This is a genomic window from Paenibacillus sp. MDMC362 (genome assembly GCF_003269305.1).
In the GTDB taxonomy this organism is placed as follows: domain Bacteria; phylum Bacillota; class Bacilli; order Paenibacillales; family Paenibacillaceae; genus Paenibacillus_AQ.
In genome coordinates, this window is sequence record NZ_QLYT01000006.1 from 187,986 (window position 1) to 200,433 (window position 12,448).

The window sequence follows — 12,448 nt, forward strand, 5'->3', positions numbered from 1 at the left end:
GGCTTTGACGCGCCTTGATGTCCAAGTTCAAATGCAGCACTGGTATTTACTATTGCGATAGAGTGATCCTATCCTCTATGATCAAATGGAATAGCTTAACTTAGGGAGGCAACTATAATCATGAGGCAAACAGCAGAGCATTGGGTCTGGGAACAGATATTTGATAAATTGCCTATGGGAGCGATCCTGATTTCTGCGGTTGACGAGCCTGTGGCAAAGGTTAATGATCGTTTTTGCGAACTTACCGAATCCAAACGTTCAGACCTGCTTCAGCTCAAACCTTCCGAAATCCAAGTTCTATCCAATCTATCGATTCAACAAATATTGCAATCATTGACATATGAACAATCGGCCACGCTCAAGAGAGACTCTTATTTTGTCCGCCATAACGGAAATCAAGTCCATGTCTCGGTCTCTATTTCCCTGCTGAAACATCCCGCCCCTGGAGAGGACCCATGGATATTATGCTGTATAGAACCCGGGACCGTACCGGAGAACTCGTCTTTGCCGCCGACCATTAAGAATGATGAACTCCTTGCACTCATATCCAAGAGCGGACAAGATCTTATATCCATCAGCAACGCTGATGGCATCATCGAATACATCTCACCTTCTGTGACGGAAATACTCGGATACACCCAAGAAGAAATGACGGGCCAATGCCGGATCGATTACTATCATCAGGTGGATTCCGAGCAAATGAAAGAGCCGGGCAAGCTGTTTTCAGAGGAAGATAGTTTCGTTCGACGCATTCGCCATAAGGACGGGCATTATCTTTGGTTTGAAACGTCTTTTCAGTTAATTCGGGGAGCTCATGGCGAGATTAGCAAGGTTCTGGCCATTGGACGAAACATTACCAAACGCAAAACGGATGAAAATACGCTGGCCCATGCGCAGCGGATTGCCAAGATCGGTTCCTGGCGTTGGGACTTGATCACGCATACGCTGAGCTACAGCGATGAAATGAGACGAATTTACGGATATCAGATCCGTACCACTGAGCCAAACCATAACACGCTGCTGTCATTGGTCGTTCCGGAAGACCGAAAGCGGCTCGAGGCAGCCGTGAGCAGAGCCATTCTAGGGAATGCGGATGAAATCATCTATCGGATCCAGCTTCAGGACGGTCAAATCCGAACCATTCGAGCTCAATGGGAAGTCTCCGTTACGAGTGAAGGCAGACCGATGGAGATGGTGGGCATGGCGCAGGACATCACCGAGCAGGTGCTGATTGAACAGCAGTCGCTGGAGAATGAAAACAAGTACAAGCTCATAACCGAAAATTCCCTTGACTTCATCTCGAGTAGCACGATAGACTGTTCAACGTTTCTTTATTGTTCACCTTCCTGTTATTCTTTGCTTGGATATCGTCCGGATGAGATGGTTGGCACCAGTATGTTCGATTATGTATACGCGGAGGATATCATACCGCTACAGGACTATTTTAACAATTGCCTGGACGGCAAATTGCTCACACCGATCACCTTCCGTTATATACATAAGGATGGCAGGCACATCTGGTTTGAAGTCAATTGCAAGTACATCAGCACGCAGGACGGCCAAAAGAACGAGATCATCTCGATTGCCCGCGACATTTCCGAACGAAAACTGATGGAATTTAAGCTAAAGGAAAGCGAGCAGCGATACCGTTCTCTTTTTGAATATAATCCATCGGCCGTATACTCCATGAATTTGGATGGCGACTACTTAACGGCCAACCAAAATCTGCAGGACCTGACAGGATATACGCTGGACGAGCTGATCGGGATGTATTTCGGACCGATTGTAGCGGAAAAAGACATGGATCGCACGTTGTTTCATTTTAATCAGGCAACAGAAGGCATACCTCAGAGCTATGATCTAACGATTATTCATAAGGATGGACATCCCATCGACATCAATACGATTAACATCCCGATTTTCGTGGATGACGAAGTGGTCGGCGTCTATGGCATTACCCGGGATATCACCGAGCGCATACGAACCATGGAAGAGATCAAGAAGCTGAGCCGGGAGCTCACCCTTTTGCTGAATACGGTATCCGAAGGCATTATCGGGCTGGACATTCACGGACACGTCGCATTTATCAATCCGGCAGGCGCAGCGATGCTGGATTATGAACCGGCCACCACCATCGGAAGACCTTGCGACCAGATCATCAAAGAAATTGGCCATGACGGCACTTTTTATCGGGGGAATGAATCCCCTCTTGTTCGAGCCGTCAAACAAGGCGTACCGCTGTCCAGAGCCGAAATCGTGCTTTGGCGGGGCGACGGCACCAGCTTTCTGGCAGATTATCAGGTCAATCCAATCTGGGACCAAGGCGAGCGCAAAGGTGCCGTTATGGTATTCCGCGATATCACCGACGAGAAAGAAATCATCCGGGCGAAGGAGAATGCCGAGCGGGCAGATCAAGCGAAAACGGAGTTTCTGACCATGATGAGTCACGAACTCCGCACGCCGATGAACGGCATCATCGGCATGATTGAGCTATTACGAACGACCGAGCTTGACAAGGATCAGCTGAATTATACTGATATTTTGATGGAGAGCAGCAACTCGCTGCTCCACATCTTGAACGAGATTCTCGATTTCAGCAAAATCGAGACCGGCAATATGACACTCATTCAGGAACCGATCGATTTACGGTCCTTGCTTGAGGTCGTCGTTGATTTATTCTCGGCCAAAGCCAAAGAAAAGGGGTTATCGTTATCCTGCAGTATCAACAGCTCCACTGTTCCCGATGTGATCATCGGCGACGCTCTGCGCCTGCGGCAAGTGCTTGTTAACCTCATCAGCAATGCCATCAAATTCACGCATGAGGGCAGCATCTCGATCAATGTCGAGGGACTGCGCAGGACCGGGACCCAGGAAATCACGCTTGCTTTTCAGGTAAGAGATACGGGAATTGGCATCCCTTCTGAACAGCAGCATCAGCTGTTTACCTCCTTCTCGCAGCTTCACCCATCCTTGAATCGCAAATATGGGGGTACGGGATTGGGGCTGGCGATCAGTAAAAAACTGGTCGAGTTGATGGGAGGCGTCATCGGCGTGGAAAGTCGTGAAAACGTCGGTTCCTCCTTCTACTTTACAATCCCGACCCATGCGCTGCATGATGATATCACGGACAAATAAGCTTAGGCTTCTCTCCAATATCCACCACAAACAAAAGGGTGATCTACAGCAATGAGCTGTGGACCACCCTTTTCTCATATATGCAAATGGTACTATTCCTCGTACAGGGACTCCAGTTCGTCAACGAGCGATCCGACATATGCAACCGCTTTGGAGATCGGCTTGGAAGTGGACATATCGACGCCAGCCATCGCCATTAATTCCAGCGGACTCTTGCTGCCTCCGGCCTTAAGGACTTGGAGCCAGCGATCTACTGCCGGTTGTCCTTCCTCGCGAATTAATTGTGCAGCAGCTGTTGATGCGGTTAGTCCAGCGGCATACGTATATGGATAAAGACCCATATAATAATGCGGCTGTCGCATCCAGGTAAGCTTCGCTCCTTCATCGAGCTCAACCACGTCACCCCAGAAATCGGATAACACAGTGCCTTTTAGCTCAGATAGACTATCTGCGGTAATCGGCTCATCGGCCATCGCATGGCGGTATACCCGTCGCTGCATTTCCGCTTCTAGAAGGTGAGTCACATAGTTATGGTAATACGTGCTCAGAAGCTGAAGAATAACAGAGCGCCGCATCCGCTTATCCTCGGATTGACTGAGCAGGTGATCCGCCAGCAGCAGCTCGTTCATCGTCGAAGGTGCCTCGATAAAATACAAGGAAGGACGGGCATTGGTGATTCGCTGATGGTCCGCTGCCAGCATCAAATGACCAGCATGACCGACTTCATGCGCTAACGTGAAGGCATTTCGCATATTGTCGGCCCATGCCATCAGAATATAAGAATGCACTCCGTATACGGAGGAACAGAATGCTCCTGTAGACTTACCAATATTATCGGCATAATCCACCCAGCGCTTGGAGAACGTGGATTGAACGATCTCGCCGTATTCAGGACCCAGTATCGACAAGGCACTGGAAATCGTGGAGCATGCTTCTTCATAAGTAACGCTTGGATTGAAATCCGTATCCATCGGCGCTTTCAAATCGCAGAACAGCAGTTGATCCAGCCCAAGCACCCGCTTTTTCAGCTTCATCAGTCTTCGCATATGCGGAGCTAACTCCGTCAAAATGGTATCGTGAATATTGTTGTACATCTCCATCGTCACTTGCTGCGGCTTCAGCAGCATATCCGTGACGGAATCATACCCGCGAAGCCGGGACATCACTACTTGCTTCTTTACTTCGGTAGCGTAAGCCTCGGCAAATGTATGGCGCGATCCCTGCAGGGACTTCGTGAACGAAGCATAAGCTTCGCGCCGAAGCTGCGTATCCTCGGACATTTCGTAAGAATTCTCGTACAGACGGAAAGAGACCGGCTTGGTTCCGTCATTTACTTGAATATCGTCAAATGTCATATCCGACAGCTTGCTGCGCAAATAGATGCGGTAAGGGGAACCGAGCACCTCTCCCAGCGATGCCAACACGCTTTCCGTCTCAGGATTCAAGCGGTGAGGCTTCGATTCCAGCAACAATGTCAAGCTTCGAGCATAAGGAACAAGCCCGTCTTCCTTTGATATGTATTGTTCGATGATTCCACCCTCGAGATCCAGCAGCTCCGATTCAATAAACGTCAGGGAAGATTGGATGCGTGAGAGAACATCGCCCGTTTTGGACGAATTTGCCAGGTTGGCCGGATTGGTCCCGTCTTCCGATTGTCGCAATCTGGCATATGCCCCGACTCTGCTAATGCTCTCCATCAGAGCTTCCTGTTCATTCAGGCACTCCAGAAGAACGGATGCACCCTCTCCCAGCCTGCCCTTGAATCGAGTCATTTGAGCAGCTTGCGATTCAATCGCTTTTAATCCCGCTTCGAATGCTTCTTGCGAGACAAACAAATCATCCAGATTCCAAGTTGCCTCGATTGGAACCTCACTTCGTGTCAGCAATTTCCCCATGGATACAACTCCTCTCGTGTCTTGTCCTCTCATGATTAACGACAGCAGTTACTATGGATTAGCAACTGTATAACAATTCCATCATATCACAGTTTTTTAAGGGATCGTATCCGCTTTTCGGCCTTGACTTCTGACCCTATTTATGGATATAGTTATTTCATACTCTTATCTAAAGGAGAGATTTTGATGTCGGTGGTCGTTCTTAACTAACCAAATTTCATATGGATCGAAATGTAAAATTTTGGGCATTCCCTGTAAAGGGATATGTTTATTTTTTGATGAATTTTCATTTCATCCGTTGAATTAGTTAAGAACTACGGATATCAATGGAAGCCCCTTTAGGGTTTATTCAGATATGATATGGTCATCCGTGCTGAGTTCAGCACGGATTTTTTGGGTCTCCCCTCCTTTTATTCAAAAGGGTTATTTGGAGCTGTCCCATAACGCCATGCCATCAGAATAACGATTTATGGGCGGAAAGCGAACCTTAGTAGTTCGCTTTCCGCCCTTTTTGTGTTGTATACCATCCATTTTATAGTCAAAAGGAGAATGTAACCCATGAAAACCTTCGCATTAAACAAATTGGAGTACGAGAAAATACGTACCGAGATTGAACGCTTTGCCGTATCGTATCTGGGAGTCGAGCATATCCGGAAGATGGCCCCCCTCACCCAGATGAAAGCCATCCGCAACAAACTGAATGAAACGAAGGAAGCCAAAACCCTGCTCCAGACCGGAGCTAGCGTCCCTATTCCTTCACTGGAGGGCATTGAAATGATCCTTGATTTGCTCGGCACCGGTTACGTGCTGTCTGAGCGCGATTTCGGGAATATGGTGCAATATTTGAGAAGCTGCCGTCAGCTCATTCAATATATGAAAGCCAAGGACGGCATTGCTCCATTGATCAGTTCCTACGCCTCATCCATGCATGAACTGCGTCCACTTCTGTCCGAAATCGAACGCAGCATTCATGGGGGGCGTGTTGTGGATAGCGCCAGTAAAGATTTAGCCAAAATCCGCAAAAAAATCATCGTAGCCGAGGAACGGATCAAGCGTAAGCTCGACAGCCTGATGAGCCGTTACAAGGGAATCATGCAAGAGCATGTCATAAGCAAGCGCGGAGATCGTTACGTGCTGCCCATCAAGAAAGAGCACCGTAAATCCGTGAATGGCTCGATTCTGGATGAATCGGCCAGCGGGCAGACGGTATTCATTGAGCCCTCCGACTTGCAGGGACTTCAGATGGAACTAAATTTCCTGCACGCCGATGAAGTCCGCGAAGAAACGAAGGTGCTGAGTGATTTGACCGCACTAGCCGAGCAATATCAATTCGAACTGAGGACCAATGCCGACATTGTTGGAATCTACGATTACATCATCGCCAGAGGCAAGTACGCCGTTTCGATCGGCGGGCGCAATGTAAGCCTGAACCAGGAGGGGTTCATCCGTCTAAAATCCGCGGTGCATCCTTTAATCGGATCCACGATGGTACCGCTGGACTTCTCTATCGGTGAGCGGTATAAAACCTTGATCATTACAGGGCCTAATACCGGCGGCAAAACTTCTGCTCTAAAAACGGTTGGACTTATCACCGTTATGGTGCAATCCGGTCTGCTGGTTCCTGTCGCGGAAGGCAGTCATTGCGCCATTTTTGACGAGGTTTCCGTCGATATCGGAGATGGGCAGAGTTTGGAGCATGCCCTCAGCACGTTCTCTGCGCATATTCGCAACATCCGCGACATTTTGCAGACAGCCGGCCGGTCCACGCTTGTACTGCTCGATGAAATGGCGTCGGGAACGGATCCTGGTGAAGGCGTTGGATTGTCGATCGCCATCCTGGAGGAGTTGAGTCAACGTCAAGCAACGGTTGTGGTAACTACCCATTTTACCGAAATCAAAAATTTTGCCGAGCGCACCCCCGGCTTTGAGAATGCCCGCATGGAATTTGACGCCGATACACTCGAGCCGCTCTATCGTCTGCGGATTGGTGAAGCCGGGCACAGTTATGCCTTTGTCATTGCAGCGAAGCTGGGCATTCCGGAGTCGATCATTGCCAGATCGCGGGAAATCACGGAAGCGGGATCGGCAAGAGATAACACGGCCCTTATCCAAAAGGATCGCTCAGAGTCCGATGATAAGGCGGAAGAAGCGCGTCCGGAAGAGTATGTTACGTTGTCGACAGACAAACAGGATAAGCCGATGAATGATGAAGATCATCAAGATGAAGATACTCCCTCTTCCCTCTATCACTTAGGCGATCGCGTCTATGTGCCTTATATGAAACGAAGCGGAACCGTGTATGAAACCATCGACGGTAGAGGTAACATCGGTGTTATGATTCAGAAGGACAGACTGAAGATTAACCATAAACGGCTGAAGCCTTATATTGCGGCAAAGGATCTTTACCCGGAGGATTATGATCTTGATATTGTTTTTGAGAGCAAAGAGAACCGGAAGAAACGTAAACTGATGAACCGCAAGCACGTTGAAGGGCTGCAGATAGAAACGAAACCGGAATAACGAGTCTCTTGACGATGGGTTGACCAGGGAATCAAAAAGAATGCTTAGGATTTTCGAAGGAGAGATAACGATGAACATACGCACAGAAACCAAGAACGATTATGAGAAGGTCCAGAACCTTCTCACTCAGGCTTTTCCCGGACAGGAAGAAGCGACTCTAGTACGGCGGCTGCGAGAGGATAAAGACTTTCAACGGGAATTGTCAATCGTAGCGGAAGAAGAGGGGATCATCAAGGGACATATTATGTTCAGCCGGTCTAGCCTTTTTGACGGGGTTCATAACCATCATGTGGCTGCGCTAGGCCCGCTGGCCGTGCTTCCGGATTATCAACGACAAGGGATCGGCGGGAAATTGATTGAAGAAGGCAAGCGGCGGTGTCTCTCGCATGGCTATCCACTTGTTTTTCTGTTCGGCCATCCGGCATATTATCCCCGTTACGGATTTGTGCAGGCCAGAGCCACTGGCATCGACATCGCCCAATTTACGGTTTCGGATGAGGTGTTCATGGTTGCCGAGCTTCAGCCGGGCGCGCTCGATCACCTTCATGGCGAATTCCGTTTCCACTCCGCATTCGAAGATTTAGGGTAAGTCGAGCTTCAAAGTCCGTATCATCCGAATAGGTTTGATCAAGCCGGGGAATCCTTGGTGGCATTCAGCTTCTGATATGTTGTACAATAAACTCTAAATGACTATTTGAAGGATGGTTTTCAACATGTATGTAGCTCAGGATTGGCAAGATTACGAGGTCATCGATACCGGGGGCGGAGAAAAGCTGGAACGCTGGGGCGACGTGATTCTCAGACGTCCGGATCCGCAGATCATATGGCCGATTGAACGTGAAGATGGGCAGTGGCGCAGTGTGCACGGACACTATCATCGCAGTTCGTCGGGCGGCGGGCAATGGGACATGAAAAAGCAGCTTCCGGACCGATGGACCATCTCATACGACCAATTGAAATTTCATATTCGACCAACCAATTTTAAGCATACCGGTTTATTTCCGGAGCAGGCAGCTAACTGGCGCTGGATGATGGATAAGATCGCTTCAGCCGGACGGCCGGTCAGCGTACTGAACCTGTTCGCCTATACCGGCGGAGCAACCGTCGCGGCCGCCTCGGCCGGAGCTCAGGTCGTTCATGTGGATGCTGCGAAGGGAATGGTTCAATGGGCCAAGGAAAACGCGGCATTGTCCGGACTTGCCGATCGTCCCATCCGTTATATCACGGATGATGTGTTTAAGTTCGTGCAACGGGAGCAGCGCCGGGGGAACAAATACGATGCAATCATTATGGACCCTCCATCTTATGGCCGCGGACCAAGTGGAGAAACTTGGAAGCTTGAGCAAAGCTTGTATCCTTTCCTCGAAAGCTGCATGAGCATCGTATCGGATAATCCGCTGTTCATGCTGATCAACTCCTATACAACTGGAATCTCCCCTACCGTTCTGAATAACATGCTGACCATGACCATGAAGCCGAAATACGGCGGTACCATCAGTGCGGGAGAAATCGGATTGCCGATTACCCGCTCCGGCATGAACCTGCCGTGCGGCATCCTGGGTCGATGGGAGTCCTGATTCGATGAGCAAGCAGGAACCAGCAGCATATCCGGTTGTGCCGATTCTGTTCGAGGATAATCATGTGTTAGGAGTAACCAAGCCGGTCAACATCCCCTCCCAAGAGGATGCTACCGGCGATCCCGACATGCTGACCATTCTGAAACAGGACATCAAGGAGCGCTACAATAAACCGGGCAATGTATTTTTGGGATTGGTGCACCGACTGGATCGTCCGGTTGGCGGAGCGATGGTGTTTGCCAAGACTTCCAAAGCCGCATCCCGATTATCAGAAGCCGTCCGCAGTCGCAGCTTCCGCAAGCAATATGTGGCGGTCGTTCACGGGATTCCTTCGAAAACTTCAGGCCGGCTCGTAAACATGCTGTATAAGGATGTAAAAACCAACACCGTTCATGTCACCTCTAAAGGTACAGACGGTGCCAAGGAGGCCATTCTGGATTACACCGTGCTCCAAACGTCCGAAGGCTTCAGCCTCGTCCTGATCGAGCTGCACACGGGCAGGCCGCACCAAATCCGTGTACAGCTGAGCCATGCGGGACATCCGCTGTTCGGAGATCAGAAGTATGGAAGCAAGGTGAACAAATCCGGCCAGCAAATTGCCTTATGGTCCGTATTGGTCGGATTTCCTCATCCCGTTACCAAAGAGGAGATCTCCATTCGTTCCATGCCGCCCTCCGTCTATCCCTGGAGCCTGTTCTCGATGGAGAAGCTGGCGTCCACATGACGGTCCTATCCATAAAACTCAAAAAACCGAAATCCAGCCCTGGATTTCGGTTTTTTTATGTCTCTGTTTCAACATGATGGCAAATACTGTAATATTGTATCCCTTTACGATAATATATTATCCCTTTACTTTTATCAGAGAATGCCGAAAAATAGTAACCAGATAGTTTAACATTTTTTAGATGATATGTACAATCATGGTATAAACTCTGCTTTTGAGTTTATATAGATAACGGCTATCAAGGAGGAGGATGATCAAAGCTATCATGAATGGTTACACGGTCGGCTCGGTTGTTTACGATGTGTAACAGTGCAAGAAAACTCACAGCTCAGGGAGGTTGGATCAGCAACAAGTGTCCGCTGAATTTCAAATTAAATATTCAAGGAGGTATTTGTTATGGATCAGGTTCAATGTCAAACAAATCGCCGCTTGCATTTGAAACCGCTGTGGATTTTTTTAGGAAGCACTCTGTTGTTCTTCATCATCATGATCATCACGGCAAGCAGCGTCTCCGCTCATGGGTATGTTGAGTCACCAGCCAGTCGTGGTTATAAGTGTAAGCTCGGAGAGAACACCAACTGCGGCAGAATCATATATGAACCGCATTCCCTCGAGGGGAAAGGTAACTTCCCCATCGGAGGACCGGCGGATGGTCAGATCGCTGGTGCTGGAATTTTTCATGAGCTCAATGAACAATCACCTACCCGCTGGAGTAAAGTGAACATGAACGGCGGACCGAATACGTTTAAATGGGTGCTGACCGCAGCTCATGCCACATCCGATTGGAAATATTATATTACGAAAAAAGGCTGGGACTCCAGCAAACCCCTCGCACGCGCAGATCTCGAATTGTTCTGCTCCTTCAATGACGGTGGCAAACGTCCGCCGAACACCGTAACCCACACCTGTAATGTTCCTACCGATCGTACTGGCTACTATCTGATCCTAGCCGTGTGGGAGATCGCCGATACAGGCAACGCCTTCTATAACGTAATCGATGTGAACCTGAATAACGGCAGCGGAAATCAGGACACGCAAGCTCCAACCGTACCGAGTAACTTAAGATCCACAGGCGTCACCAGCAGCAGCATTTCGCTCTCCTGGAACGCTGCCACGGATAATGTGGGGGTAACAGGCTATGAAATCTATCAAGGATCTAATCTAGTAACAACCGTATCAGGATCAACCTTAAGCCATACCGTCAACGGTCTGCAAGCGTCAACCTCCTATACCTTTACGGTAAAAGCACGCGATGGAGCAGGCAACGTCTCCACGGCGAGCAGTCCGTTAACGATTGCCACATCCAATCCGGTACCGGATACTCAAGCTCCGACGGTCCCTGCCAATCTACGATCCGTAGGTTCTACCTCAACCAGCGTATCATTAGCCTGGAACAATTCCACGGATAATGTCGGAGTTAGCGGCTATGAAGTTTATCGGGGCGCAACGCTGGTCACCACGGTATCCGGCAGCACGCTTTCCTATACGGTCAGCGGGTTAACACCAAACACAGCCTATAGCTTCACCGTTAAAGCTCGTGATGCGGCTGGCAACGTCTCCCCTGCAAGCAATGAACTGCAAGTTACCACAGCGGACGGCTCCACACCGGTAACTCCGGCCTGGGCACCAAACACTTCATACCAGCAGGGAGCTTTAGTCACATATGGTGGCAACACCTATGAGTGCCGTCAAGCCCATACGTCCCTGCCTGGTTGGGAACCCTCCAACGTGCCGGCTCTATGGTTGCTTAAGTCATAATCACAATACGTCATGTATAGATACGAAATGTGATATAACGATGATGTTCCATAAGTATGAAAATATGGAACAGCCCCCAAGGGTGAGCTGCCGTCTGCAGCTGCCCAGGGGGCTTCTCTACGTTTACGACGTTAGCTTTAGCCTTAGAACTAACTTATGCCTCAATCAGGGCTTCCTTTGGAGCTGTACTAATCTTTCCTAACAGATAAACAAGCAGCTGTTGATTATGCGAGGATATGCGGTTCAAAATTTGGGAAAGGTACTCATCCCTAACCTGTAATCCGCGTGTATACTCCTCACGCCCTTTATAGGAAATCGTCACCCAAACGATCCGTCTGTCATTTGCGTCCCGTTCCCGTTTGATCAATCCATTCTTCTCCATCCGGTCCAATAGCATGGTTACGGCTGCCGGACTTGTGGCCAGGTAAGGAATGAAATCGGAAGGTTTCATTCGCTTTAATTCAGCAAGCACCTCCAGCACCATCAGTTGCGATTCCGTCAATGTCGGTGCTAATCCGGCTTCCATATGGAGCTTATAATCCTTGGCCAGCTTGGACCACACCTTGGCGAATTCGGCAGTATGCATATTTATCCCGTCCCTTCAATAATGCTGTCATGATCAAACATCGGATACCGTCCGTGAATGTTGCGCTGTACTTTTTGTGAATGGGTTTCGTTTGAACCCTAGTCATGATTCTATATTAGTTTATAGGATTAACTTTTCGCGGGCAGCCTCTCAATATCCTTCTTTTTTCGTTAAAAAATATAATTTCCAATCAAGCGACAAAACCCGCCAACCCTTATATGACGGCGTTTTTCAAGGTTCACCCTGCTTCGAC

At 49.0% G+C, this 12,448-nt stretch carries 8 protein-coding genes; 6 read left to right on the plus strand and 2 right to left on the minus strand.

What is annotated here, in order from left to right; all coding sequences use genetic code 11:
• Window positions 1-120: 120 nt before the first annotated feature.
• A complete protein-coding gene (locus DP091_RS02060; protein ID WP_113056853.1) occupies window positions 121-3,135 on the plus strand; it encodes a PAS domain-containing hybrid sensor histidine kinase/response regulator in 3,015 nt (1,004 codons plus the stop codon).
• 92 nt (window positions 3,136-3,227) lie between these two features.
• Here the strand turns inward: DP091_RS02060 and pepF are convergent, their stop codons facing one another.
• Window positions 3,228-5,030 (minus strand): oligoendopeptidase F, encoded by a 1,803-nt coding sequence (pepF, locus tag DP091_RS02065; RefSeq protein ID WP_113056854.1) that lies wholly within the window; start codon window positions 5,028-5,030, stop codon window positions 3,228-3,230.
• 558 nt (window positions 5,031-5,588) lie between these two features.
• On the opposite strand from pepF, the gene DP091_RS02070 reads away from it, so the two are divergent.
• From DP091_RS02070 to DP091_RS02090, 5 genes are all read left to right on the plus strand, one after another.
• Complete coding sequence (locus DP091_RS02070) at window positions 5,589-7,550, plus strand: endonuclease MutS2 (RefSeq protein WP_113056855.1); 1,962 nt, start codon at window positions 5,589-5,591, stop codon at window positions 7,548-7,550.
• A gap of 70 nt (window positions 7,551-7,620) precedes the next feature.
• Complete coding sequence (locus DP091_RS02075) at window positions 7,621-8,139, plus strand: GNAT family N-acetyltransferase (protein WP_113056856.1); 519 nt, start codon at window positions 7,621-7,623, stop codon at window positions 8,137-8,139.
• A 124-nt stretch (window positions 8,140-8,263) separates the two neighbouring features.
• Window positions 8,264-9,127, plus strand: a complete 864-nt coding sequence (locus tag DP091_RS02080; RefSeq protein ID WP_071218328.1) for a class I SAM-dependent methyltransferase — start codon at window positions 8,264-8,266, stop codon at window positions 9,125-9,127.
• A gap of 4 nt (window positions 9,128-9,131) precedes the next feature.
• On the plus strand, window positions 9,132-9,851 hold the full coding sequence (locus tag DP091_RS02085; RefSeq protein ID WP_113056857.1) for an RluA family pseudouridine synthase: 720 nt from the start codon (window positions 9,132-9,134) through the stop codon (window positions 9,849-9,851).
• A 396-nt stretch (window positions 9,852-10,247) separates the two neighbouring features.
• Window positions 10,248-11,609 carry a lytic polysaccharide monooxygenase gene (locus tag DP091_RS02090; protein ID WP_113056858.1) on the plus strand — a complete coding sequence of 454 codons (1,362 nt, stop codon included), beginning with the start codon at window positions 10,248-10,250 and terminating at the stop codon, window positions 11,607-11,609.
• A 154-nt stretch (window positions 11,610-11,763) separates the two neighbouring features.
• Here the strand turns inward: DP091_RS02090 and DP091_RS02095 are convergent, their stop codons facing one another.
• Window positions 11,764-12,195 carry a MarR family transcriptional regulator gene (locus DP091_RS02095; protein WP_113056859.1) on the minus strand — a complete coding sequence of 144 codons (432 nt, stop codon included), beginning with the start codon at window positions 12,193-12,195 and terminating at the stop codon, window positions 11,764-11,766.
• Between the last annotated feature and the right edge of the window lie 253 nt (window positions 12,196-12,448).

Bases quoted from the DNA above. Each gene is read 5' to 3' on its own strand.
- pepF (WP_113056854.1), bottom strand. From the start codon at position 5,030: ATGGGGAAATTGCTGACACGAAGTGAGGTTCCAATCGAGGCAACTTGG.
- DP091_RS02085 (WP_113056857.1), top strand. From the start codon at position 9,132: ATGAGCAAGCAGGAACCAGCAGCATATCCGGTTGTGCCGATTCTGTTC.
- DP091_RS02070 (WP_113056855.1), top strand. From the start codon at position 5,589: ATGAAAACCTTCGCATTAAACAAATTGGAGTACGAGAAAATACGTACC.
- DP091_RS02095 (WP_113056859.1), bottom strand. From the start codon at position 12,195: ATGCATACTGCCGAATTCGCCAAGGTGTGGTCCAAGCTGGCCAAGGAT.
- DP091_RS02075 (WP_113056856.1), top strand. From the start codon at position 7,621: ATGAACATACGCACAGAAACCAAGAACGATTATGAGAAGGTCCAGAAC.
- DP091_RS02060 (WP_113056853.1), top strand. From the start codon at position 121: ATGAGGCAAACAGCAGAGCATTGGGTCTGGGAACAGATATTTGATAAA.
- DP091_RS02080 (WP_071218328.1), top strand. From the start codon at position 8,264: ATGTATGTAGCTCAGGATTGGCAAGATTACGAGGTCATCGATACCGGG.
- DP091_RS02090 (WP_113056858.1), top strand. From the start codon at position 10,248: ATGGATCAGGTTCAATGTCAAACAAATCGCCGCTTGCATTTGAAACCG.